General features: G+C 67.9%; 21 protein-coding genes, 1 other RNA gene and 1 pseudogene. 15 read left to right on the top strand and 8 right to left on the bottom strand.

Translation table 11 applies throughout. The features are described 5' to 3' along the window. Window positions 1–172: 172 nt before the first annotated feature. The 5 genes from VMR06_RS08030 (at window position 173) to VMR06_RS08010 (ending at window position 3,774) form a co-directional block, all read left to right on the top strand. Entirely contained in the window at window positions 173–1,087 is a 915-nt protein-coding gene (locus tag VMR06_RS08030; protein ID WP_325374946.1) for an AraC family transcriptional regulator, read from the top strand. 134 nt (window positions 1,088–1,221) lie between these two features. After that, window positions 1,222–1,569 carry a hypothetical protein gene (locus tag VMR06_RS08025; protein WP_325374944.1) on the top strand — a complete coding sequence of 116 codons (348 nt, stop codon included), beginning with the start codon at window positions 1,222–1,224 and terminating at the stop codon, window positions 1,567–1,569. 2 nt (window positions 1,570–1,571) lie between these two features. Continuing rightward, window positions 1,572–1,949 (top strand): GntR family transcriptional regulator, encoded by a 378-nt coding sequence (locus VMR06_RS08020; RefSeq protein ID WP_325374942.1) that lies wholly within the window; start codon window positions 1,572–1,574, stop codon window positions 1,947–1,949. Further along, a complete protein-coding gene (locus tag VMR06_RS08015; protein ID WP_325374940.1) occupies window positions 1,946–2,803 on the top strand; it encodes an ABC transporter ATP-binding protein in 858 nt (285 codons plus the stop codon). Before VMR06_RS08020 ends, VMR06_RS08015 begins: the two co-directional genes overlap by 4 nt. Next, window positions 2,800–3,774 (top strand): hypothetical protein, encoded by a 975-nt coding sequence (locus VMR06_RS08010; RefSeq protein WP_325374937.1) that lies wholly within the window; start codon window positions 2,800–2,802, stop codon window positions 3,772–3,774. The genes VMR06_RS08015 and VMR06_RS08010 overlap by 4 nt, the downstream gene beginning before the upstream one ends. A 106-nt stretch (window positions 3,775–3,880) precedes the next feature. On the opposite strand, the gene VMR06_RS08005 is transcribed toward VMR06_RS08010, so the two are convergent. Together VMR06_RS08005 and VMR06_RS08000 are read right to left on the bottom strand one after the other, a co-directional pair. Further along, a complete protein-coding gene (locus VMR06_RS08005; RefSeq protein ID WP_325374935.1) occupies window positions 3,881–4,720 on the bottom strand; it encodes a hypothetical protein in 840 nt (279 codons plus the stop codon). Between the two features lie 221 nt (window positions 4,721–4,941). After that, on the bottom strand, window positions 4,942–6,336 hold the full coding sequence (locus VMR06_RS08000; RefSeq protein WP_325374933.1) for a class II fumarate hydratase: 1,395 nt from the start codon (window positions 6,334–6,336) through the stop codon (window positions 4,942–4,944). A gap of 134 nt (window positions 6,337–6,470) precedes the next feature. Here VMR06_RS08000 and VMR06_RS07995 point away from each other — a divergent pair, with 134 nt between their 5' ends. Then, window positions 6,471–7,796 carry a hemolysin family protein gene (locus tag VMR06_RS07995; RefSeq protein ID WP_325374931.1) on the top strand — a complete coding sequence of 442 codons (1,326 nt, stop codon included), beginning with the start codon at window positions 6,471–6,473 and terminating at the stop codon, window positions 7,794–7,796. Next, the gene (gene purB / locus VMR06_RS07990) at window positions 7,793–9,163 is read left to right on the top strand and encodes an adenylosuccinate lyase (RefSeq protein WP_325374928.1); all 1,371 of its coding nucleotides are present in this window, start codon (window positions 7,793–7,795) and stop codon (window positions 9,161–9,163) included. Before VMR06_RS07995 ends, purB begins: the two co-directional genes overlap by 4 nt. A gap of 59 nt (window positions 9,164–9,222) precedes the next feature. Here purB and fur read toward each other — a convergent pair whose 3' ends face one another. Continuing rightward, complete coding sequence (fur, locus tag VMR06_RS07985) at window positions 9,223–9,630, bottom strand: ferric iron uptake transcriptional regulator (RefSeq protein ID WP_325374925.1); 408 nt, start codon at window positions 9,628–9,630, stop codon at window positions 9,223–9,225. A gap of 120 nt (window positions 9,631–9,750) precedes the next feature. On the opposite strand from fur, the gene VMR06_RS07980 reads away from it, so the two are divergent. Further along, on the top strand, window positions 9,751–10,173 hold the full coding sequence (locus VMR06_RS07980; RefSeq protein ID WP_325374923.1) for an outer membrane protein assembly factor BamE: 423 nt from the start codon (window positions 9,751–9,753) through the stop codon (window positions 10,171–10,173). Here VMR06_RS07980 and VMR06_RS07975 read toward each other — a convergent pair. Together VMR06_RS07975 and VMR06_RS07970 are read right to left on the bottom strand one after the other, a co-directional pair. Then, complete coding sequence (locus VMR06_RS07975; RefSeq protein ID WP_325374922.1) at window positions 10,164–10,466, bottom strand: RnfH family protein; 303 nt, start codon at window positions 10,464–10,466, stop codon at window positions 10,164–10,166. The two genes, VMR06_RS07980 and VMR06_RS07975, sit on opposite strands and share 10 nt — an antisense overlap. Then, the gene (locus tag VMR06_RS07970) at window positions 10,453–10,884 is read right to left on the bottom strand and encodes a type II toxin-antitoxin system RatA family toxin (RefSeq protein WP_325374920.1); all 432 of its coding nucleotides are present in this window, start codon (window positions 10,882–10,884) and stop codon (window positions 10,453–10,455) included. The genes VMR06_RS07975 and VMR06_RS07970 overlap by 14 nt, the downstream gene beginning before the upstream one ends. Window positions 10,885–10,964: 80 nt before the next feature. Between VMR06_RS07970 and smpB the strand changes: the two genes are divergently transcribed. The 7 genes from smpB (at window position 10,965) to VMR06_RS07935 (ending at window position 20,684) form a co-directional block, all read left to right on the top strand. Further along, window positions 10,965–11,453 carry an SsrA-binding protein SmpB gene (gene smpB, locus VMR06_RS07965; RefSeq protein ID WP_325374918.1) on the top strand — a complete coding sequence of 163 codons (489 nt, stop codon included), beginning with the start codon at window positions 10,965–10,967 and terminating at the stop codon, window positions 11,451–11,453. A 273-nt stretch (window positions 11,454–11,726) separates the two neighbouring features. Continuing rightward, window positions 11,727–12,081, top strand: a transfer-messenger RNA (tmRNA) gene (gene ssrA / locus VMR06_RS07960). 440 nt (window positions 12,082–12,521) lie between these two features. Beyond that, the gene (locus VMR06_RS07955; RefSeq protein WP_325374916.1) at window positions 12,522–13,670 is read left to right on the top strand and encodes a Fic family protein; all 1,149 of its coding nucleotides are present in this window, start codon (window positions 12,522–12,524) and stop codon (window positions 13,668–13,670) included. A gap of 259 nt (window positions 13,671–13,929) precedes the next feature. Further along, window positions 13,930–14,484 (top strand): ECF-type sigma factor, encoded by a 555-nt coding sequence (locus tag VMR06_RS07950; protein WP_325374914.1) that lies wholly within the window; start codon window positions 13,930–13,932, stop codon window positions 14,482–14,484. Next, window positions 14,484–17,372, top strand: coding sequence for a protein kinase domain-containing protein (locus tag VMR06_RS07945; protein WP_325374912.1), 2,889 nt, complete (start codon window positions 14,484–14,486; stop codon window positions 17,370–17,372). The genes VMR06_RS07950 and VMR06_RS07945 overlap by 1 nt, the downstream gene beginning before the upstream one ends. 124 nt (window positions 17,373–17,496) lie before the next feature. Beyond that, window positions 17,497–19,893 carry an FG-GAP repeat protein gene (locus VMR06_RS07940; RefSeq protein WP_325374910.1) on the top strand — a complete coding sequence of 799 codons (2,397 nt, stop codon included), beginning with the start codon at window positions 17,497–17,499 and terminating at the stop codon, window positions 19,891–19,893. A 386-nt stretch (window positions 19,894–20,279) separates the two neighbouring features. Then, a complete protein-coding gene (locus VMR06_RS07935; RefSeq protein ID WP_325374908.1) occupies window positions 20,280–20,684 on the top strand; it encodes an MAPEG family protein in 405 nt (134 codons plus the stop codon). 344 nt (window positions 20,685–21,028) lie between these two features. Here VMR06_RS07935 and VMR06_RS07930 read toward each other — a convergent pair whose 3' ends face one another. The 3 genes and pseudogenes from VMR06_RS07930 to VMR06_RS07920 all read right to left on the bottom strand — a co-directional run. Next, window positions 21,029–21,505: a GIY-YIG nuclease family protein gene (locus VMR06_RS07930; protein WP_325374906.1), complete on the bottom strand. Its 477-nt coding sequence runs from the start codon at window positions 21,503–21,505 to the stop codon at window positions 21,029–21,031. Between the two features lie 71 nt (window positions 21,506–21,576). Next, complete coding sequence (locus VMR06_RS07925) at window positions 21,577–21,834, bottom strand: hypothetical protein (protein ID WP_325374904.1); 258 nt, start codon at window positions 21,832–21,834, stop codon at window positions 21,577–21,579. 169 nt (window positions 21,835–22,003) lie between these two features. Next, a pseudogene (locus tag VMR06_RS07920) lies at window positions 22,004–23,024 on the bottom strand (IS3 family transposase); the annotation flags it as partial. Window positions 23,025–23,080 lie beyond the last annotated feature (56 nt).

Genomic DNA, 23,080 nt, shown 5'->3' with positions numbered 1-23,080 from the left:
TCCGGCTTTTGGCAGGCCGCCACGTTACGGCCGCAACTGCGGCGCCGGTAGCTCAATTGCTGGCCGATGATTGCCTGATCCTGCAATTCGCCGGACAGCGGCCTGCTGCGCGCGAACCCCCGGCACCATAATCGCCGCCTGCCCACCGGCGCGCAGCACGAGGATTCACCGCATGTCCGTCGATACCACGTTCCCGACCGCGATCCCGGCCGCGCAGGCCGAACTGGCACGGCGCATTGCCCGATTCACGCCGGCCGACGGCGTGCACGATACCGCCGTCCCGGCCCTGAAGCTGATCCGTGCGAGCACGCCGACCACCTGCACGCCCAGCGTCTACGAGCCGCGCCTGTGCATCGTCGCCCAGGGCAGCAAGATCGCCCTGCTCGGCGGCGAGACCTACCACTACGATCCGCTGCACTATCTGGTCGTTTCGGTGACGCTGCCGATGGTCGGCCAGGTCGTCCAGGCCACGCCCGAAGAACCGTACCTGTGCCTGCGGCTGGACGTCGATCCGGACCTGCTCGGCCAGCTGATCCTCGACACCGGCTCGGCGGCGCCGGCCTCGCTCGATCGCGGCCTGTATTCGGCGCGCGCGCATCCGCAGCTGCTCGACGCGGTGCTGCGCCTGATGCGCCTGCTCGATGCGCCGGCCGACCTGCCGGTGCTGGCGCCGCTCGCGCTGCGCGAGATCTTCTACCGCGTGCTGATCGGCGAACTCGGCCACCGCCTGCGCGACCTGGCCACCGCCGACCACCGCTCGCACCGGATCGCGCGGGCGGTACATCTGTTGCGCCAGCGCTATCTGTCGCCGCTCAGCATCGACTCGCTGGCCAGCGAGGTCCACATGAGCACCTCCTCGCTGCACCGGCAGTTCAAGTCGGTCACGACGATGTCGCCGCTGCAGTTCCAGAAGCAGCTACGCCTGCACGAGGCGCGCCGGCTGATGCTGGTCGAGGGCCTGGAGGCCACATCGGCCGCGCATCGCGTCGGCTACGAGAGTCCCTCGCAGTTCAATCGCGAGTACAAGCGCCTGTTCGGCGCGCCGCCGCGCTCGGAAGTCGAGCGGATCCGCGCGACGGTCGCCTGACCGGCGCCCCGATTCCGCGCCATCTCCTTTTTTGATCTCGTGGACCGATACCGCTTGACGAATTCCGATTTGGTGTTATAGTTGACTACAACACTACTTCATCAGTCACCCCAACCACCTCGAAGGAGGTTGTCATGTCCACCCGCCTGATCCCTGCCCTGCTGATCGCCACCGGTCTCCTCGTGCTGACCTTCGGCCTGTCCGGCATGCCGCACCGTCCGGCCGCCGCGCCGGCCGCCGTCCAGTCGGCCGCGATTCCGGTCCTGCCGACCGTCCTGGTCCGCCCCGACCTCGAAGTCCTGCCCGAAGTCCGCGTCCAGCCGACCGCCGAGGATCTGGCGGCCGCCGAGCAGGAGCCAGGCGCGCGCGGCTACGCCTCGACCGCTCCGGCGCGTGACGGCCTGATCGGCAAGATCTCGCTGGACATGCCGTACTACTCGTTCGGCAAGGCGACCGCCACGGGCGTCGCGGTCAAGGAATGACCATGAACGTCGCCTGGAACGATTCGACGCCGATCTACCGCCAGCTGCGCGACCGCGTGGTGGCGATGATCCTGGACGGCGTCCTCAAGCAAGGCGATGCGCTGCCTTCGGTACGTCAGGTCGCCGCGGACTTCCAGATCAATCCGATCACCGTGTCGAAGGCGTACCAGGAGCTGGTCGACGAGAACCTGGTTGAAAAGAGAAGGGGACTGGGCATGTACGTAACCGACGGCGCGCGCGACGCGCTCCTGCAATCCGAACGCGAGCGCTTCCTGCGAGAGGAATGGCCCGCCCTGCACGCGCGCCTGCAGCGCCTGGGTCTGGACCTGCGCGAGCTGCTCGCCACGGTCGGCCAGCGCGAGCCGGGGGACCGGTCATGAGCGCAGTGATCCAGGCCAGCGGGCTCAGCAAGCACTACGGCCGGTCGGTCGCGCTCGACGCGGTCGATCTGACGATCGAAGCGGGCCGCATCGTCGGCCTGATCGGTCCCAACGGAGCCGGCAAGACCACCGCGCTCAAGGCGATCCTCGGCCTGACCGAATTCGACGGCCGGCTCTCGGTGCTCGGACTCGATCCGCGCCGCCAGCGCAGCGAATTGATGCAGCAGGTGTGCTTCATCGCCGACGTCGCCGTGCTGCCGCGGTGGATCCGCGTCAGCGAGGCGGTCGATTTCGTCGCCGGCGTGCATCCGCGCTTCTCGCGCGAGAAGTGCCAGGCGTTCCTGGCGCATACCAAGATCACCCCGAAGATGCGCGTGCGCGAACTGTCCAAGGGCATGATCGTGCAGCTGCACCTGGCGCTGGTGATGGCGATCGACGCGCGCCTGCTGGTGCTCGACGAGCCGACGCTGGGCCTGGACATCCTGTACCGCAAGGCGTTCTACGAGACCTTGCTCAACGACTACTTCGACGAGAACAAGACCATCATCGTCACCACGCACCAGGTCGAGGAGATCGAGCACATCCTGACCGACCTGGTCTTCATCCGCGACGGCAAGATCGCGCTGGCGGCGACGATGGACGAGGTCGGCGAGCGCTACTGCGAGGTCATGGTCAATCCGGACAAGGCCGATCAGGCCCGTGCGCTCGGCCCGATCAACGAGCGGCAGATCTTCGGCAAGTCGATCTTCCTGTTCGACGGCGTCGATCGCGCCCGCCTGTCGGCGCTCGGCGACCTGCACAAGCCGAGCGTCGCCGATCTGTTCGTCGCCACGATGAAAGGAACCTACGCATGAACACGTTCTCCTGGCTCCTCAAGCGCGAATACTGGGAGCACCGCGGCGGCTTCTTCTGGACGCCGTTCTGGATCAGCGCGACGATCCTGCTGTTCACGCTGCTCGGCATCATCTGGGCCGAGGTCTATGCCAGCCGCATCAACGTCAGCGTCGGCGTGTCGCTGGAGTCGATCACGCAGATGGTCAGCAGCGGCCAGATCGCCCAGGCCGGACGCGCGCTCGACGCGGCCTACGTGTCGTTCGCGATGGTGCCGTGCATCGCGCTGTTCTTCGTGCTGTTCTTCTACCTGCTCGGCGCGCTCTACGACGACCGCCGCGACCGCAGCGTGCTGTTCTGGAAATCGCTGCCGGTCAGCGATACCGCGACGGTGCTGTCGAAGGTGGTCTCGGCGATGTTCGTCGCGCCGCTGATCGCGCTACTGATCTCGACGATCGCGTTCGCGCTGTTCCTGATCGTGATCGGCACCTGGGCCGCCCTGCACGGCATCAATCCGCTGCCGCTGCTGGCCGCCTCGCGACCGTTCTCGCTGTTCGGCCGCATGCTGCTGACGATCCCGGCCGACGCGGCCTGGGCGCTGCCGACGATCGGCTGGCTGCTGTTCTGGTCGGCCTTCGTGCGCAGCAAGCCGTTCCTGTGGGCGGTGATCCTGCCGGTGCTGATCTTCGTCGCCAACACCTGGGTCGGCGCGCTGGGTCTGCCCAACATCGACCGCTCGGTGCTGCTCAACGACGTGCTGGCGCGGCTGCTGTTCGGCATCGTGCCCGGCTCCTGGCTCGGCGACGGCGCGTTCAGCTGGCTCGGCCGCAACGCGGCGATGCTGCAGAGCGGATCGGTGCTGGACAATCTCTCGCCGGCCGTGGTCTACGCGAGGTTCGCGACCGCGCCGATGTGGATCGGCATCCTCGCTGGTGCGGCGATGATCGGTGCCGCGATCTGGATGCGCGGCCGCCGTATCGAGACGGCGAGCTGAGGACGGGATCCGGGCAGCGCCGCGAACGCGGCCAAACCTCGATCCGGAAAAAAGGCGGCACCGCAAGGTGCCGCCTTTTGTGCCGGCGGATGGCCGCGGTTCGGCGTCAGCGGAAGCCGGAACGCAGCACCTGATACCGGTTGCCGCCTTCCTTGACGATGCCGGGCTGCTCGAGGTCGAGCTGTCCTTCCAGCCAGTACCGGTCGAGTGCACCGCCTTCGCGGCGGATCACGACGGCGGCGCCGTTGCGCGTGTAGACGGTATCGCCGGGACGCAGATCGCTCGGCTTGAGGCGTGCGCGGATCCGCCGGTTGTCGTTGTACGAGCGCTCGAGGAAGCTGCGCTCCTCGGCCACGTCGGACGGCTCGGCGAAGCGATCGAAGACCGGCGGCTGCAGCGGCGCTTCCTCGGCGGCCGGCGGTGCTGCGACCGGAGCGGCTGCCGGCGGCGTCTGGGCCTGCGGAGCCGGTGCCGGCGCGGGCGTCTGGGCACGCGCCGGTTCGGGCGCGGCGGTCCGGGCCGGTTCGGCCGGAGCCGGCGGCGGTGGAGGCGGCGGCGCGGGCCGGGCCGCCGGCGGCGGAGTCGGCGCCGCAGCCGGCGCACGCTCGGCGGCCGGACGGGCCGGCGGCGCCTCGGCGCGCGGCGGCGGCTCGGGCGTCGCCGCCTCGACGCGGATCACGACGTTCTCGTAGAAGCCGTCGCGCAGCACGACATTGAGGCGGCTGCCGCCGCCGGCGCGCAGCTTGGCGGCGATCGAGCCGTGCCAGTACTGCGGCGCGGTGACGACGACGCGCTGATTCGACGCGCCCGCCTCGCGGCCGATGCCGGCCAGCCGCGCGTCGGCCGCGCCGGACGTCAGGTCCTCGCCCTTGATGTCCGCGCTCTGCTGCGCGGCGACACTGCCGGCGGCCAACGCGACCGCCAGCACCAGACCTCTCATCTTCATCACACCCCCTGCATCATCGAAAGAGTTCTGCGCAATCATCCCCGGCACGACCGGCGAAGACCTGTGCCGGACGCCACGAACCGTCCGATGGCCGGGCATGCCGCCGTTGTGCGCAGCGCGACCACGAAGCGCATCGTGATTCGGCAAAAGCGCTGCGGCATTTACCGGACCGCGCGCGTCGATAACGTGCGCGAACGCACGTTATCGACAATCGATGCGGATCAGCCGCCGGCCGAGCCGCCGTGGATGCCGCCCTTGGTCAGCGCGGTCGGATCGAGCAGCTGCTCGAGCTCCTTGCGCGACAGGCCGGTCGTCTCGAGGGCCACGTCGATGATCGGGCGGCCTTCCTTATAGGCCTGCTTGGCGGTCGCCGCACCCTTGTCGTAGCCGATGACCGAATTGAGCGCGGTCACCAGGATCGGGTTCTTCGCGAGCGCTTCCTTGATGTTGTCCTCGCGCACCTTGAAACCGGCGATCGCCTTGTCGGCGAGCGCGACCACCGCATTGGCGAGGATCTCGATCGACTGCAGCAGGTTGTAGGCGATCACCGGCAGCTGCACGTTGAGCTGGAAATTGCCGCTCTGGCCGCCGATCGTGATCGTCAGATCGTTGCCGATCACCTGCGCGGCAACCATCGCCATCGCCTCCGGAATCACCGGGTTGACCTTGCCCGGCATGATCGAGGATCCCGGCTGCAGTGCCGGCAGCTCGATCTCGCCGAGGCCGGCCAGCGGACCGGAGTTCATCCAGCGCAGATCGTTGGCGATCTTGGTCAGCGCGACCGCAAGCGTCTTGAGTTGGCCGGACAGTTCCACGGCCGCGTCCTGCGAGCCGATGCCCTCGAAGTAGTTGTCGGCGGCCTCGAACTTGACCTTGGTGAGCTTGGTCAGCTCCGCCGCGACGCGCGGGCCGAGCTCGGCATCGGCATTGATGCCGGTGCCGACCGCGGTACCGCCCTGCGGCAGCCGGCGCACCCGCTTGAGCGTGTCGGTGATGCGCTCGATGTTGGAGCGGATCTGCGCCGACCAGGCGCCGAGCTCCTGGCCGAACGTCACCGGCATCGCGTCCATCAGATGCGTGCGGCCGGTCTTGGCGACCTTGCGCAGCTCCTTGGCGCGCTTGTCGAGCACGGCCTTCAGATGCGCCAGCGCCGGCAGCAGCTTCTCGCTGGTCGTCAGCACCGCGCTGACCTGGATCGCGGTCGGGATCACGTCGTTGGACGACTGGCCGTTGTTGACGTCGTCGTTCGGATGCACCTTGCTGCCAGCCAGCGCCGCGACGTGCGCGATGACCTCGTTGGCGTTCATGTTGCTGGACGTGCCCGAGCCGGTCTGGAACACGTCGATCGGGAAATGCTGGTCGAACTCGCCCCTGGCCACGCGCTCGGCGGCCTTGCGGATCGCCCGCGCATGGGTCTTCTTGAGGTGTCCGAGGTCGGCGTTGGCCTGGGCGGCGGCGGACTTGATCAGCCCGAGCGCGCGGATGAACTCGCGCGGCATGGTCAGCCCGGAAATCGGGAAATTCTGCACGGCGCGCTGGGTCTGCGCGCCGTAGAGCGCGTCGGCGGGGACCTTCAGCTCGCCCATGCTGTCGCGCTCGATCCGGTACTGGCTCATCGTCGGTGTCCTGCGGTTTCGGAGGGGAAAGGGAAAACCGCGATTATAGCCGTCCATACCGGTTCGGAGGCCGCGCGCCGGTGCGTGCTGCCCGCAATGCTAGAATCGGCCGGTCTTTCCCGATCCGTCGGTCCATGCTGGGGAACCTGCTTTACCTTCTTGCCGCGCTGCTGCTGGTCTTGTTGAACGGCTTTTTCGTCGCGGCCGAATTCGCTCTGGTCAAGTTGCGCCACACCCAAGCCGCCGGCCTGGCGGCACGCCACGGCTGGCGCGGCCGCGTGCTGCTGAACGTCCACGAGCACCTCGACGCGTATCTGTCGGCCTGCCAGCTCGGCATCACGCTGTCCTCGCTGGGCCTGGGCTGGATCGGCGAACCGGCGTTCGCGAGTCTGCTCGAGCCGCTGTTCGCACGATTCGAGGTGGGGCCGGATACCGCGCACATCATTGCGTTCGTGATCGCGTTCACCGTGATCTCGTACCTGCACATCGTGCTCGGCGAGCTGGCGCCCAAGTCGATGGCGATCCGCCGGCCCGAGCGCATGTCGCTGTGGACGGCGGCGCCGCTGTATGCGTTCTACTGGCTGATGTACCCGGCGATCTGGCTGCTCAACGCCAGCGCCAACCGCATCCTGCGCAGCGCCGGCCTGGACGCGCACAGCGAGGAGCAGCAATACAGCAGCGACGAGCTCAAGCTGATCCTGCACGCCAAGCGCGCGGCGCGCAGCGGCCGCCCGGTCGGCGAGGAGTTCGTGATGATGAGTCACGCGCTCGAGCTGCCGGAGCTGGTCGCCGGCGACCTGATGCGCACGCGCGACCAGCTGGCCTACCTGCATCAGGGCATGTCGCTGGAGGAGGTGCTGGCCTCGTTCCGGACCGCGCGCTACAGCCGGTATCCGTGGTTCGACGAGGAGGAGGAAACCGTCCTGGGCATCCTGCACGTCAAGGATCTGCTGCAGGCGGTGACCGAGAACGACGGCCAGGTTCCGGACATTCCGGCGCTGCTGCGCCCGTCGGTGACGGTGCCGCTGGAGGCGCCGGTGCTCGACATCCTCAAGCGCTTCCGCACCGGTCATACGCATATTGCGCTGTGCGCCGAGGAATCGGGCCGCATCGTCGGCTTCTTCACGATGGAAGACGTCATCGAGGTCATCGTCGGCGACATCGAGGACGAGCACCGCCGCGCCGGTCCGGGCGCCGTGCAGAAGGCCGCCGACGGCTCGTTCTCGATCTCCGGCGGCCTGCCGATCTTCCGACTCGAGCGCATGCTCGAACGCGACATTCCCGCGCCGGTCCACGTCAATTCGGTGGGCGGTCTGATCATCGACCGACTCGAGCGCCTGCCCACCGAGGGCGAGACGCTCGGCTTCGACGACTTCGATCTGATCGTGCGAAAGATGCAGGGCGCGCGCATCAAGACCATCACCGTGCAGCCCAAGAAGACAACGGAAACCACCCCATGAGCGACACCGCCGCCCTCTTCGCCCTGTCGCCGCTCGACGGCCGCTACGCCGCCAAGGCCGAGCCGCTGCGGCCGATCTTCAGCGAGTTCGGCCTGATGCACCGGCGCGTCCGCGTCGAGCTCGAATGGCTGCTGGCACTCTCGCAGGAGCCGGCGATCGCCGAGGTCGCGCCGTTGCCGGACGACGCGCGCGCGCGTCTGCTGGCGATCGGCGAGCATTTCTCGACCGCCGACGGCGAACGCATCAAGACGATCGAGCGCGAGACCAACCACGACGTCAAGGCCGTGGAGTACCTGATCAAGGAGAAGATCGGCGACGATCCGACGCTCGGCGCGGCCAAGGAATTCGTGCATTTCGCGTGCACCAGCGAGGACATCAACAATCTGGCCTATGCGCTGATGCTGCGCGACGCGCGCGACGGCGTGCTGCTGCCGGCGCTGGACCGCCTGACCGGCCTGCTGCGCGGGCTCGCGCACGAGCTGGCCGCGCAGCCGATGCTTTCGCGCACGCACGGCCAGACCGCCTCGCCGACGACGCTCGGCAAGGAGATCGCCAATGTCGTCGCGCGGCTCGAACGCCAGCGCCGGCAGCTGGCCGCGGTCGAGCTGACCGGCAAGATCAACGGCGCCGTCGGCAACTACAACGCGCATCTGATCGCCTACCCGGACGTGGACTGGCCGGCGTTCGCGCGGCGCTTCGTCGAGGGCCTGGGCCTGGTCTTCAACCCGTACACGACCCAGATCGAGCCGCACGACTGCGTCGCCGAGATCGGCGATGCGATCCGCCGCATCAACACGATCCTGATCGACTTCGCGCGCGACGTCTGGGCCTACATCTCGCTCGGCTATTTCCGCCAGGCGCTCAAGGCCGGCGAAGTCGGCTCCTCGACGATGCCGCACAAGGTCAATCCGATCGATTTCGAGAACGCCGAGGGCAATTTCGGCGTCGCCAATGCGCTGTTCGAGCATTTCAGCGCGAAGCTGCCGATCAGCCGCTGGCAGCGCGACCTGACCGACTCCACGGTGCTGCGCGCGCTCGGCACCGCGTTCGGCCACACGCTGATCGCGCTGGATGCACTGGTCAAGGGCGTCGGCAAGCTCAAGGTCGATCCGGCGCGCCTGGATGCGGACCTCGACGCCAGCTGGGAAGTGCTCGGCGAGGCCGTGCAGACCGTGATGCGCCGCTACGGCCTGCCCAATCCGTACGAGCAGCTCAAAGCGCTCACGCGCGGCCAGGGCATCGGGCGCGAGGCGCTGCGCCGCTTCGTCGACGGCCTGGATCTGCCCGAGGACGCCAAGGCCCGGCTGCGCGAGCTGACGCCGGCTGCCTACCGCGGCCTGGCCGAGGCGCTGGCGCGCGCAGTCTGAACGAGGTCCGAACGATCCGGACCGGACGGTGCTGCCGGCTCGGGCCGGCAGCCGGCGCGTCAGCGCTTCTTCTTGGCCCTGACGTACAGCACCAGGCTGTGCTCTTCGAGGATGTAGCCGTAGCGGTCGGCGATCTCGTGCTGGAGCCGCTCGATCTCCTCGCTGGTGAATTCGATGACCTTGCCGGTATCGACGTCGACCATGTGGTCGTGATGCTTGCCGCGGTCGAGCTCGTAGACCGCCTGCCCGCCCTCGAAGTTGTGCTTGAGCACCAGCCCGGCCGCCTCGAACTGGGTCAGGACGCGGTAGATCGTCGCCAGACCGATGTCCTCGTCGCTCTCGAGCAGCTTGCGGTAGATGTCCTCGGCACTGAAGTGCTTGCCGTCCCCTTCCTCGAGGATGGACAGAATCCGCATGCGCGGGTGCGTCACCTTCAATCCCGCACGGCGCAGGTCGGTGGTTTCCATGGTCGTCCTCCGGTGTACTGGCCGGCTGCCGGGTGCTACTGAGCAGGAGGCGGGCCAAGGTCTGTTAACGGGCGCTAGTGTATCATCCGACCGCTTTTGTCACTGTCGGGTAGCCCGCGCATGCGCCACATCCTCCTCGCCGTCCTCTGTCTGGCCGCACTCGGCGGCTGCGGCCTGATCTACAAGCTCGACGTGCAGCAGGGCAATCTGTTCGACAAGGAAACGGTCGATTCGCTCAAGACCGGCATGACCAAGCGTCAGGTGCTGCTGGTCATGGGCTCGCCGTCGGTGATCAGCCCGTTCGACCAGGACCGCTGGGATTACGTCTCCTCGATCCGCCGCGGCCGCGGCAAGATGGAGAGCAAGGATCTGACGCTGTATTTCGAGAACGATGCGCTGGTCAAGGTCGAGGGCGACTACTTCCCGGAGGACGCCGACCAGCTGATCAAGGACGCACGCAAGTTCAAGCGCCAGTTCCCCGACGAGAAGCGCCCGAAGGAAGAACGCCCGAACCAGGGCGGCGGCGAACAGCGTCAGGGCTGAGCGCGGCGCGCCTTCTCGACGCGCCGCCGGCGCGCCTCTTTCGGATCGACCTGCAGCGGCCGGTAGATCTCGATGCGATCGCCGTCGCCGAGCACCGTGTCCGGCCGCGCCGGCCTGGACCAGATGCCGACCGTGAGCGAGCGCCAGGCGATCCGGCAGACCGCATCGACGCCGCTGGCATCGAGCGCCTCGGCCACCGTGGTGCCCGGCGCGACTTCGCGCCGGACCAGGAACTGGCAGTCCGGATCGAGATAGGCGATCTCCACGCGCAGCATCGGCTCAGCCGTAGACATCGCGCGCGACGCGGCAGAAATCGTCGACCATGCGGTCAGCCAGGCCCTGGAAGCCGATCCGCAGCGCGGCCCCGGCGAGGCGGCTGGCGAATTCGAAATCCAGCGTCAGCGAGACCTTCGATCCGGCCTCGCCGAGCGCCTGGAACGCCCAGACGCCCTCGAGCGTCTTGAACGGCCCGTCGACGAAACGCATCTGGATGCGGTCCGGAGGCAGATTGAGATTGCGCGTCGTGAACGACTGGACGATGCCGGCCAGGCGCAGATCGAGCCGCGCAGTGATACCGGCCTCGTCGCGCTCGAGCACCTGCGCGGCCGAGCACCAGCGAAAGCGGCTCGGGTATGCTTCCACGTCGTTGACGAGGTCGAACATCTGCCGGGGCGTGTAGCGGACCAGTGCGCTGCGGCTGATGTGGGTCACACGAAAGCTCCGGAAAAAACCAATTTCAACACGCACGGGACGGAAGACCGGCACCGGCGACCAGCGGCAGTGTAACCAAGATGGCCAAACAGAAAGACACCGAAAAAGGCGGCGGCACGATCGCGCTGAACAAGCGCGCGCGCCACGACTATCACATCGACGAGCGCTACGAGGCCGGCATCGCGTTGCAGGGCTGGGAGCTCAAGAGTCTGCGCGCCGGCCGGCTCAACTTCGGCGATGCCTATGCGATCGTGCGCAACGGCGAGATCTTCCTGTTCGGCGCATCGATCGTGCCGCTGATCTCGGCATCCACGCACGTGATCGCCGAGGACCGGCGCACGCGCAAGCTGCTGCTGCATCGCGCCGAGATCGACAAGCTGATCGGCGCCGTCGAGCGCAAGGGCTACACGATCGTCCCGACCGCCGTGTACTGGAAGAAGAACAAGGTCAAGGTCGAGATCGGCCTGGGGCGCGGCAAGCAGGACCACGACAAGCGCAACGCCGAGAAGGAACGCGACTGGAATCGCGAGAAGCAGCGCACGATGCGCGCGCACAACAAGGCCGCCTGAACGAGGTGTCGCCGGCAGCACCGTCTTCGACACGCGTATCGCATGACGCCGCAGCCAAGCCCGGCGGCGACGCGGACACACCCAGCGGTGGGCGACGACCTCCGCCACTGCCGCCCAGCCGATGTCGAGCTCGACCGATGTCTCGCGGAGCGGCGCCTCGCCGATCAGCCCACACATGCCGCATCCGGCACCCGGCCGGCCGAATCGCGGCGAGCCGCTTGAGATGACGGCCGCCACCCTCATCTGATGCAGCGTGCTAGGATGCACGACCCCGGGGGTGTCCTGGCTTCGACGGGGGTAGTGAGATAGCTTGGTGCATGCCGAGGGGGCCGCTTTCCTCGTTAATCCAGCTGCAAACTTATAGTTGCCAACGACGACAACTACGCTCTCGCCGCTTAAGGCGTAAGCCCCGAACCCACTTGTGCCTGTGCTCGTGGATGTAGGGTCACTATCACGGGATCGCCCTCGCCTGCCGCCTGCCGGTCCGAGGGTCAAATCAAGCAGGCTGGTCGCCCGGCGCGCTTCGCACATCGTGCTGCCGGCTGACGAGACTCAACGGTGAGCTAAGCATGTAGAACTGGGCGTCAAGCGCCTTCGGACGCGGGTTCGACTCCCGCCACCTCCACCATTCACCCAAGGCCTGGATGATCTCCAGGCCTTTTTTCTTGCCCGAAATCGCCGCACTGCGCGCGAGCGATGGCCCGGCGAATGCAGCTTCGCAGCCGGGCCGACGAGGCCGATGCCGGGATGATGGCCGCGCGCCTTCATCCGGTCGGGCGATGCTTCGGGTCCAGCGCTGGGGGAATTGTCGTTCGGCGCAGGGCGCGTGGCAGCCGCCTTCTTCGTGGCGTGGCGCGTTTTTGAACGTCCGCATCAGGCGGCTCGTCGGTGAGCTGCCGTCGAGAGTCGCGTTGCGAGACCCGGTCGATGGGCGCTGGTGAAGCTTAAGCGCGAGACATGACTGATGACGAAGCATCGGCGCCGCCCAATGAAAACCCACTTTCATACTGGCTCATGTAAATAAAGAATGCTTTAATATCATCAGCTGCAATGAAAGTAGATCTTCAGATGAACCGCCGCACCGGCACCTACGCGATTTCCACGACCTTGGGCGAGTCGGTTCGCGCTTTCGTGCCCTATCCGCTTCCGCCTGCCGATCCGCCGATGACGCCAGCCTCCTTGGCCGATCTGAACCGGCAGGCGGAACTGGCGCTGGCGCGGCTGTCGGGCGTGTCGGGGCTGGTGCCGTCGGTGGACTGGCTGCTCTACGGCGCTGTCCGCAAGGAAGCCTTGCTCACCTCGCAGATCGAGGGCACGCAGGCGACCTTGACCGATCTGTTCGATGAGGAAGCGGGCCTCAAGATCGGCAATACCGACGACGTTGCCGAGGTTACCCACTACCTGCGCGCATTCCGCCTGGTCCAGGAGCAGATGCGCGATCCCAATGGCCTGCCGATCAGCGTTCGCCTGCTGTGCGACGCGCACCGACTGCTGCTCGACGGTGCGCGCGGCGCGGGCAAGCAGCCGGGCGAGCTGCGGCGTTCGCAGAACTGGATCGGCGGCACGCGGCCCGGTAACGCGGTGTTCGTGCCGCCTCCACCCGAGCGCGTGCCGGACCTGCTGGCGGATCTGGAGCGCTTCATCCATGCAGGCACGAACGATCTTCCGCCGCTCGTGAAGATCGCACTGATCCATGCGCAGTTCGAGACCATCCATCCGTTTCTGGACGGTAACGGACGCATCGGTCGTCTGCTGATCGCGGCATTGCTCGAACACTGGAAGCTGCTGGCCGAGCCATTGATGTACCTCAGCGGCTACCTGAAACAGCACCAGGCCGAGTACTACCGCCGCCTGTCGGCCATCCGCAGCGAAGGCGACTGGGAATCATGGGTGGCGTTCTTTCTGGAAGGTGTGGCGGTCGCGGCGACAGAGTCGGAACGCAGCGTCGTCGCCATCGCCACCCTGATCGCCGCCGATCGCCGCAAGCTGCTGAGCTCGCCCACGGCCAGCCCGACCATCTACCGGTTGTTCGAGTCGCTGCCGATGATGCCGCGCTTCACCGTGGAACGCGTACGCCAGCAGTTGGACACCACGTTCCCCACCGCGAACGCCGCGGTGCAGGCGCTCGAACAATTGGGTGTGGTCGTGGAGCTGACCGGTCAGAAGAAGAATCGCAGCTACAGCTATCAGGGCTATGTGGACCTGCTCACACGCTGAATCCCGCTGCCGCGCGCCGGCTATCGGATTGCCCGCGCGCCCCGGCCCGCCTCTATCCGCCACCCATCCTCGTACCGAAGCCCTCCCGGCGCAGGGGGCATCGTTCGTATTCAGCCGGCGCACCCGTCCGTTGCGCCGCATCTTGACGCTGGCCGGCCGCGCAGGCAGCGTGCACGGCCATGGCCCTCTGATGCGCCGCAAGGGATCTGATCGTCGGCGTCCACTGCCCGTGATCGCTTTGACCACTCCCGATCCCACCGTGACCGCGGACGATACGACCGCGCTGATCCAGCGCTGGCAGAACGGCGACGCCGCCGCGTTCGACCAGCTGCTGTCGCTGATCTATGCCGATCTGCGCGCGATCGCGCGACGCCAGCTGCGCGGCGAGCGCGCGACCACGTTGCAGCCGACCGCACTGGTCAACGACGTGCTGTTGCGCATGATCGAGCGCGGCGCCGCGCCGATCAGCGACGGCACGCATTTCTTCAAGGTCGCCGCGCGCGCGATGCGGCATTTCCTGGTCGACCGCGCGCGCCGCGCGAGCACCGAGAAGCACGGCGGCCAGCTCGAGCGTCTGGAGCTGCTCGAGGTCATGGAGCTGCCGATGTCGGCCGATACCGACGTGCAGCGCCTGGACGCGGCCCTGGTCGATCTGGAGGCGATCGAGCCGGCGCTGGCGCGGATCGTCGAGCTGCGCTATTTCGTCGGCCTGACCGTGCGCGAGGTGGCCGGCGTGCTCGGCGTCGACGAGAGCACGGTCTATCGCGACTGGGCGCTGGCACGCGTCTGGCTGCGCGACCACCTGGCGACCTGATGGACGAGGCGGCCCTGCAGCGCAAGCGGCGCGAGCGCGCCGCGTTCCATGCGCTGCATGCGCTGGCGCTCGACGAGCGCGAACGGCGGCTGGCCGATCTCGCGCACGAGGACGCGGCGCTGGCCGAGGCGGTCCGCGCGACGCTGGCGGCGACCGATGCCGATGCGGCCGCGGACGCGACGCTCGGCGGCGGACGCCTCGATCCCGCCGGCCCCGATGCAGCCGACGGCAGCATCGTCAGCGGCCGCTTCCGGCTGGTGCGGCTGCTCGGCGTCGGCGGCATGGGCGAGGTCCATCTGGCCGAGCGCATCGACGGCGTCGAGCAGCGCGTCGCGCTGAAGATCGTCCGCAGCGACCTGCCGATTCCGCATGCGCGCGCGCTGCGCGAGCGCCAGATCCTGGCGCGGCTCAATCATCCGCACATCGCCGGCCTGGTCGACGCCGGCATCGGCGGGGCCGGCCAGCCCTGGTTCGCGATGGAGTACGTCGAGGGCGAGCGCATCACCGACTGGTGCGACCGCCGCTGCCTGGACCTGCGCGCACGCGCGCTGCTGATGGCGCGCGTCTGCGCCGCGGTCCAGTTCGCGCACCGCAACCTGGTGCTGCATCGCGATCTCAAGCCGTCCAACGTCCTGGTCGACGCCGACGGCCATCCGAAGCTGCTCGATTTCGGCATCGCCAAGCTGCTCGACGCCACCGACGAGCAGGACACGCGCACGCTGGCGATGACGCCGGCGTATGCCGCGCCCGAGCAGCTGCGCGGCGAGGCCGCGACGACCTCCAGCGACATCTACCAGCTCGGCTTGATGCTCTACGAGCTCGGCTGCGGCGTCGCGGTGCGCCAGGCGCGCACGCTGCTGCCGGCCGCCGGTGCGACGACCTCGCTGCCGCGCCAGGACCGCGTGCTGGCGACGCTGGCGGTCAGCGACCGCACGCGCCTGGAGGAAATCGCGCGGCATCGCCGCAGCGCGCCGGACCGGCTGCGGCGCCAGCTCGGCGCGGATTTCTCGCGGATCGTCGCCAAGGCCTGCGACGAAGACCCGCGGTCGCGCTATGCCACCGCGCAGGCGCTGGCCGACGATCTGGAGCGCTGGGCGCAGGGCCTGCCGGTCAGTGCGCATCACGGATCGTTCGCGTATCGCCTCGCCAAGCTGGTGCGGCGCCATGCGCTGGCGGCATCGCTGGTCGCGCTGCTGAGCCTGGGCCTGGTCGCGACCACGCTGATCGCACTGGACCGCACGGTCCACGAACGCGAGCAGCGGCAGCAGGCCGAGCGCGAGCGCGAATCGGCCCAGGCGCAGCACCGCGTCGCCGAACAGCAGCGCCGCCACGCGGAGACCCTGGTCAGATTCTTGAACGACGTCTTCCGCGAAGGCGACCCCAACCGCGCGCAGGGCGCGGCCCTGAGCGCGGCGGAGCTGCTCGGCCGCGCCAGCGCCAAGCTGGACCGGCGCACCGACCTCAGCGACGCCACGCGCGCCGTGCTGCTGACCGAGATCGCCGACGTCTTCAACAACCTCGGCCAGGTGCCGCAGGCGCTGGAGGCCGCGCAGCACGCCCATGCGCTGCTGCTGCCGCAGCGCGAGCAGGTGCCGATCGAATACCTGCAAAGCGTCGCCACGCTGGCGCACATCCGCATCCAGAACGCGCAGCACCGCGAGGCCGCGCAGATCATCGAGGCCGCGCTGCCGCTGGCGCGCCGGACCAGCGGCGGCCAGCACCGCTGGCATCCGTATCTGCGCGCGATCCGCGCCTATTCGCTGCTGTTCCTGGCGCGCGGCCTGGAAGCCGAAGCCGAGGCCGCTGCCGCGATCGCCGAGTTCGACGCCGCCGGCGACCGCAGCAGCCAGGACCTGCTCGAGACGCTCGGCACGGCCGCCGCGATCCTCGACCAGCACGGCGACCCGGCGCGCTCGGCGGCGATCCACCGGCGCGCGATGGCGGTCGTCGAGGCCAACCCCGATCTGGAGCAGACCAGCGTGCTGCGCACGATCACCAACAAGGGCACCCACGAGCTCGATTCCGGCCAGACCGCCGCGGCGATCGCGACGTTCACGGCGCTGCTGCCGCGCTTCGAGGCGATGCTCGGTCCGGCCGACCTCGGCACCCTGATCGTGCGCAGCCGGCTGGCGCTGGCCTATCTCGCGGTCGGCGATCCCGAACAGGCGCGCGACCAGCTCGCCGCGATCGATGCGGCGATGCCGCCGGACCTGAAACCGGTGCCGATCGTGCAGCGCGCGGTCGAAACCGCACGCGCGCGCTATCTGATCGCGACCGGCCGTTTCGCCGAGGCGGAAGTGCGCATGCGCGAGCTGCTGTCGACGCTGCAGGCCACCGAGCAATCCAAGAACGCGCGCGCCGGTGTCAGCCGCGTGCTGGCCGAGGCGCTGCTGCAGCAGGGCCGCGCGCAGGAGGCGGCCGACCAGCTGCGCGCGGCGCTGGCCGAGCTCGGCGTGCCCGGCAACGTCAACAAGCCCTCGGCGACCGCAGCGGCCGAGGACAGTCTCGGCCGCGCCTGTCTGCTGCTCGGCGATGCCGCGGCGATCGCGCACCTGGAGCGCGCACTCGCGCTGGCCGAAGCGAGCCAGGGCCCGGACACGCCGCGGGCCCGGCGCAGCGCGATCCATCTGGACTGGGCACGCGGCGTATTGCAGCGCGATGCGCAGGCGCCGGCGCGGCTGGCCGCGCAACGCGACGCGCTGGTCCGCCTGCTCGGCGGCGAGGCGTTCGCGCAGGTCTGGCAGCTCGATCTGCTGACCGACCGGCTGGCCCGCGAGCTCGGGCAGCCCGGCATCGAGCCGTCGCGACGGCGCGAGGCGCAGGCCGGTCTGGCGCGCGTCACCGGCCTCGATCCGGCGCCGGACTTCGTGGGGCTGACCGAGTTCTGAGGCGCCCTCCGCCGGCGTCGCACGTCCTTGCGAGGTTTCGCCGCGAAATCTCGCTACGTCCAGTGAGAGCCCCCTCGGGCGGCTCGATCCCGCCTTCCGTGCTACGAGAACCGGAGAACCTGGAATGAAGAAGTCCCTCGGTGGAGCAGTGCTGTGCCTGCTGCTGCCCGCTGCAAGCATCGTCCCGGCCGCCGCGGCGGCGGGCGCCCGCCCGGTCGTCCCGGCCTCGGCCGCTGCGGTCGCGCCGGCGCCGCGCCTCGATCCGGCGCGCGCGCCCTGGGCCGCCGCGGTTGCGCTGCCGCGTCCGGCGTCGCGACCGCAGACGCCGGCCGGCACCGCCGCCCGCACCGAGGCCCAGGTGCTGACCGGCGACGGCTATGCCGGCGTGTTTCCGATCCAGAACATCGGCAGCCGCTTCGGCTCGGCGATGACGCGTTCCGGATCCACGCTGTTCGTCGGCGCGACCGGCGACGGCGAGTACAGCGATCCGGCCGATCCGTACAACCTCGTGCCGCCGACCCTGCGCGGCAAGGGTTCGGTCTACGTGTTCGAGAAGTCCGGCGGCGCCTGGCACAAGACCCAGAAGCTGGTCGGCAATGGCGGACTCGATACGGACTCCTTCGGCAGTGCGATCGCGGTCTCCGGCGACACGCTGATGGTCGGCGCCACCTACGCGACGATCAACGGCGTCTACGGCCAGGGCGCGGTCTACGTGTTCAAGCGCAACCAGGGCGTCTGGCAGCAGACGCAGAAGCTGACCGCCGACGACGGCCTGCTGCTCAGCGAGTTCGGCTGGTCGGTCGCGATCGAGAACGGCGTCGCCGTGATCGGCGCGCCGATCGGCCTGCGCGAGGACGGCAGCCTCGAACCCGGCGCCGCCTACGTCTTCGTCGAGAACGACGGTGTCTGGCAGCAGACGCAGAAGCTGGTCGCGTCCAACGGCGTGCAGGGCGACCAGTTCGGCAACTCGGTCGGACTCAGCGGCGGCACGGTCCTGGTCGGCGCGCCGCTCACGCAGATCGGCGTCGGCAGTGTCTACGTATTCCAGCCGTCCAACGGCAGCTGGACCCAGACCCAGCGCGTGACCGGCTGCTACCAGCCGGCGCAGAAGGTCAACTTCGGCACCTCGATGGCCGCCGACGGCAACCGCGTCCTGGTCGGCGCGCCCGGCGGCGGCACGGACGCCAATCCGCTGCCCGGCGCGGCCTGCCTGATGACCGAGTCGAACGGGCACTGGTCGATCACGCATACGCTGTCGGCCGTCGGCGGCAGCCCCGACGAGACCTTCGGCGTGGCGGTCGCGCTGAAGGACGGCGTCGCCGCCGTGTCGGCCCCCCTGGTCAACTGGAGCAACACCGATCCGCACGTCTCGAAGGGCGCGGTCTACGTGTTCGAGGCCTCCGGCAGCGGCTGGACCCAGGTCGAGGAGATCGCGCGCAATCAGCCGCCGCTGGCGGGCGACGGCTATTACGCCGACAGCCTCGGCGACGGCGGCGTCGCGATCGACGGCAGCGCGATCCTGGCCGCCACCTCGATCGCCGGCGTCTACGGCGTCGGCACCGTCGCCGTTTACGACCGGCCGGCCATCGCCTCGGCGGCGCCCTCGGCGCTGACGCTGTCGGTCGGTGCCGGCGCCAGCGCCTGGCGCACCGTCACGATGGGCAATGCCGGCGCGCATCCGCTGTCCTACGAGGTCGTCGACGGCACGGTGCTGAGCCAGATCTCCAGCGACGTGCCGTCCGACGACCCGGTCGATCTGTGCTATCTGGTCCCGAACGACGATCCGGAGCAGCTCGTCGGCACCGCCGACAATGCCTGGTACCGGCGCTTCTACTTCGACGAGCATCCGCAGGTCGGCGGCAGCGCGACGATCGACGGCGTGACCGTCGGCATCCAGCGCTCGCCGGTCGGCATGCCGGTGTCGATCAAGCTCTACTCGATGCCGAGCACGGTACCGGTCGACACGATCGACGGCGAGCAGCTGACGCTGATCGGCCAGACCACGATCGCCGCCGACGGCAACCCCACGCTGGCGCTGCGCATCCCGGTCAGCGGCACGATCAGCGATACCGCGACCGAGGATCTGGTCGTCGAGTACGGCGTGCCGTGGACCGAGGCCACGCCGCCGTTCCTGCCCGCGCTCAACTCGCATCCGCAGTCGCACAACGCATTCAAGCACTCCACCTGCTTCGCCGGCTTCTCGCATGCCGGCCGCTGGAACCACGTCGTGATCACGCCGCACCTCGACGCCGCCGCATCGGGCCTGCAGTGTGCCAGCGCGGCCACGACGCCGTGGCTGACCGTCGCGCAGGGCCAGGGCAATGTGATGTCCGGATCGACGCAGCCGATCGCGATCGGCATCGACGCCTCGGCGCTGACGCCCGGTCACTACACGACGCAGGTCTGCGTCGAGGCCAAGAGCCCGCTGCGCTCGATGATCGCGATCCCGATCGACCTGACCGTGACCGAACCGCTGCCGGACGCGATCTTCCGCTACGACTTTGAGGCGCCGCCGCGCTGATTCATCGCAGAACCCATGCGGCTCGCCGGTCGGCGGGCCGCATGGGTTTCACACAGTCTTATCCGGCCGCGTGCGCAATGCCGCGGCCGGTGCGCGATCGGGGTAGCCGCGTGCATCGCGCACACGCGTGTGGATCGCCCCAGGCAGTAGCGTCCCGGCGCGATACGCCGCCACGCGAACATCTGCTCGCACTTCCACCCTCCGCTCGTAAAAAACGACGCGCGCGACCATCATCCGACGAACGCCGATGCGCGCTCGCGCGGACGACGCCCCCTTCTCATCGGCCTCGAGCAGACCCGTCAACCGGCCGCTCGGCTAAGCTCCCGCCTGCCGGCTCGGGTTGTATCCTGACGCCGCGTTGATACGACAACCGAGGGGAATTCGTTATGACCATCGAATCGCTTCCGATCGAACTCCGCATGCTCGCCTGGTCCGTCGTGCTGGGCCTGGTCCAGTTGTTCGCCGCCGCCGCCCTGATGACCCGCCAGCGTGGCATGCAATGGAACGCCGGCGCCCGCGACGGCGTCCCGACACCGCTGACCGGCGTCGCCGGACGGCTCGAACGCGCCCAGCGCAACTTCCTCGAGACGTTCCCGTTCTTCGCCGCCGCGGCGCTCGCGGTGGTACTGACCGGCCGAAGTGACGCGATGACGGCCCTCGGCGCACAGCTGTACTTCTGGGCACGCGTGGCCTACGTGCCGATCTATGCGGCGGGCATTCCGTATGTTCGCTCGCTGGTTTGGGTCGCTTCGGTGGTCGGTCTGCTGTTGGTGCTGCGAGGCCTACTCTAGGCAGCGGTCGTCACGCGCGCGCCGCTTATGCGCATTCGCGCACCGAGCAGGTCCACCAGGAGGCTGACGGTTCGATCCAGAAGACTGGAGCAAATGCCGACCTGGCCGCGGCCAAACCCTATTCGACTTGCTGTACAAGTTCACGTAGGAGGACGCGCTCGCCTTCCAGCTCATCGTCACCGAACACGCGAACTTGCGCGAGCACTGGTTTCAGGACGCCTTGGTCGAACAGTCCTGGATCAAACCACCGGCACTGGTTCCCGAGGACTGGCCGCCGGAGAAGGTGAACTGATCCATTGCCGTCACTCGGATCTTCTTACCCAACATTAACTGGCAACTGCGCGCTAGTCTTCCAGCTCTTCTTCTGCTCGGTCCCACCATTGAAAGTACTGAGTAGCATCGCCCCAGCGACCACGCTGCAGATTGAGCCTTGGCTCGGCAATGGCAACCGAGACTGCTTCAAGCATGTTAAGTGTTGCCTCGATCGTCTCGTGAACGCCAGCAGTATCGGCTGATAAGCGATGCTGTTGCGTCACCCACTGAGTACCGAACCAAGAGAATCTGTCCCAGCGCTCAGAGAGATGATCAACTCGATGGCATTTGAGCCTATTAAAAAGGCGATCATTTACTCGGGCCCCGGTCTGTCCGACATAAACAAGCTCGTACTCCGCATAGAGCGCATAGATGCCACGCTGAGTACGGAAATCTACCGCCTGCGAGCGGTGACTGCGGCTTGCCGCACCAAGCAGTGTGCCGGCGTTGTTGGGGCGTCCCCATGCGACACGATCAGAGCGCCAGTGCAGTCCATAGCTACGAATCACGTACATCTCTCCTTTCCAGCTAACGCCTGAACTAAGCCATGCCGCGAAGCGGCATGGACTTGAATTAACTTTTAGGCCTCACTTGGACTATTACGTCCGAGCTCATGAGGATAGATAACCTTCTCAACCTTGAAATGGAAGACTAGAAGTATCTCTCGCTTAATACCTTCCTGATCTCGAACAGATGGATGGCACAAGTGAGTACGGCCAGAAACCCCAAAGCTCGAGAGGTAGTAGGAACCGCCTTGCTTATAGACCCAGACGCTATCTGGGTTGCCGCTCAAATCCTTTCCTTCAGCAACAAACAACAGCGTGCGAGCCTTGGCCATCATGATTCCTCTTGCGCGACCTAACGCCTAGGGCGTTGGTGTCACCCGACAAGGCGAACTCTACGGCAACCCAGCCGGAAATGGGAGCTTGTCAGCAGGTCCTGCGTCGGCAACGGCGAGCGCGTCCAGGTGACCTGCGTAGGATCTTGTAGCCAGTCAGGCGGTGAGTCCGGACTGATATGGTATCGGGTTCCTGCCCCGCCTGGCGGACGCTGGCCGGTGTCTTGTAGCGATGCGCGCTGTGCGGCCGCTGCTCGTTGTAGAACTGCCGCCAGCGCTCGATCAGCACCTTCGCTTCGGTGCGACTGCGGAACCATTCGCGATTGAGCAGCTCGTCGCGCAGTTTGCCGCGTCGCGCAGCCATCGCATGACTTTGGCCGCAGTGAACTCGGCGCCGTTATCCGAGCGCACAAACGCCGGCTTCCCATAGAGCCGCATCAGCCGCGATAGCGTCAGGATCACGTCCTGCGCCCGCAGGCTCGCGCCGACTTCGATCGCCGAGCACTCGCGCGTGTACTCGTCGATCACGCACAACAGCTTCAACGCGCGGCCATCGACCATCTGGTCGTGCACGAAGTCGTAGCTCCACACGGCGTTGGGCCGCACGGCGCCCGGCAGCCGGATGTCGCTGCCCGAACGCCGACGACGCGGCCGGCGCCGCGCGATGTTCAGGCCGAGCGCCCGCCACTGACGGCGCACGCGGGCCTCGCCAAGCGCCAGCCACGCCGCCATCCGCCGATACCCGAACCGCGGCACCTGCGGCGAGGCCGCCAAAAGCTTCTCGGCCACGGCCCGGTCCTTCTCGGGCTGCGTCGGCTCGTAGCTGCTGATGCGCCGACTCAGGCCCAGATACCGGCAAGCCTTGCGCTCCGAAACTCCCCGACGGACCAGCACCTGGACCGACTCGCGCCGTGCCATCGGGGTCGTCATTTTTTTCGGACGATATCCTTCATCCCGTCGATCACCAGCATCTGTTCGGCGACCAAGCGCTTCAGTCGGCTGTTTTCCGACTCGAGATCCTTCAGCCGCCGAGCGTCCGGCACGTCCATCCCGCCAAACTTGTTGCGCCAGCGGAAGAAGGTCTGCTCTGTGATGTTGTGCTTCTTGCACAGGGCCTTGATCGGCATCGCGCCGGCCTCGGCCTCGCGAAGGATCGAGATGATCTGCTCGTCGCTGAAACGCTTCTTCATGAGTTCTCCTTGCCTGTTGAGGGTAGAGAACTCACCATCCGCATGGCTACACGATT

The organism is Dokdonella sp. (assembly GCF_035511235.1).
Taxonomy (GTDB): domain Bacteria; phylum Pseudomonadota; class Gammaproteobacteria; order Xanthomonadales; family Rhodanobacteraceae; genus Dokdonella.
Note: the sequence above shows the minus strand (reverse complement) of the source record. Positions and strands in the feature narration are given on the sequence as shown.

Coding starts and splice junctions, on each gene's coding strand:
- VMR06_RS08030 (WP_325374946.1), top strand. CDS start 173: ATGTCCGTCGATACCACGTTCCCGACCGCGATCCCGGCCGCGCAGGCC.
- VMR06_RS08025 (WP_325374944.1), top strand. CDS start 1,222: ATGTCCACCCGCCTGATCCCTGCCCTGCTGATCGCCACCGGTCTCCTC.
- VMR06_RS08020 (WP_325374942.1), top strand. CDS start 1,572: ATGAACGTCGCCTGGAACGATTCGACGCCGATCTACCGCCAGCTGCGC.
- VMR06_RS08015 (WP_325374940.1), top strand. CDS start 1,946: ATGAGCGCAGTGATCCAGGCCAGCGGGCTCAGCAAGCACTACGGCCGG.
- VMR06_RS08010 (WP_325374937.1), top strand. CDS start 2,800: ATGAACACGTTCTCCTGGCTCCTCAAGCGCGAATACTGGGAGCACCGC.
- VMR06_RS08005 (WP_325374935.1), bottom strand. CDS start 4,720: ATGAAGATGAGAGGTCTGGTGCTGGCGGTCGCGTTGGCCGCCGGCAGT.
- VMR06_RS08000 (WP_325374933.1), bottom strand. CDS start 6,336: ATGAGCCAGTACCGGATCGAGCGCGACAGCATGGGCGAGCTGAAGGTC.
- VMR06_RS07995 (WP_325374931.1), top strand. CDS start 6,471: ATGCTGGGGAACCTGCTTTACCTTCTTGCCGCGCTGCTGCTGGTCTTG.
- purB (WP_325374928.1), top strand. CDS start 7,793: ATGAGCGACACCGCCGCCCTCTTCGCCCTGTCGCCGCTCGACGGCCGC.
- fur (WP_325374925.1), bottom strand. CDS start 9,630: ATGGAAACCACCGACCTGCGCCGTGCGGGATTGAAGGTGACGCACCCG.
- VMR06_RS07980 (WP_325374923.1), top strand. CDS start 9,751: ATGCGCCACATCCTCCTCGCCGTCCTCTGTCTGGCCGCACTCGGCGGC.
- VMR06_RS07975 (WP_325374922.1), bottom strand. CDS start 10,466: ATGTCTACGGCTGAGCCGATGCTGCGCGTGGAGATCGCCTATCTCGAT.
- smpB (WP_325374918.1), top strand. CDS start 10,965: ATGGCCAAACAGAAAGACACCGAAAAAGGCGGCGGCACGATCGCGCTG.
- VMR06_RS07955 (WP_325374916.1), top strand. CDS start 12,522: ATGAACCGCCGCACCGGCACCTACGCGATTTCCACGACCTTGGGCGAG.
- VMR06_RS07945 (WP_325374912.1), top strand. CDS start 14,484: ATGGACGAGGCGGCCCTGCAGCGCAAGCGGCGCGAGCGCGCCGCGTTC.
- VMR06_RS07940 (WP_325374910.1), top strand. CDS start 17,497: ATGAAGAAGTCCCTCGGTGGAGCAGTGCTGTGCCTGCTGCTGCCCGCT.
- VMR06_RS07935 (WP_325374908.1), top strand. CDS start 20,280: ATGACCATCGAATCGCTTCCGATCGAACTCCGCATGCTCGCCTGGTCC.
- VMR06_RS07925 (WP_325374904.1), bottom strand. CDS start 21,834: ATGGCCAAGGCTCGCACGCTGTTGTTTGTTGCTGAAGGAAAGGATTTG.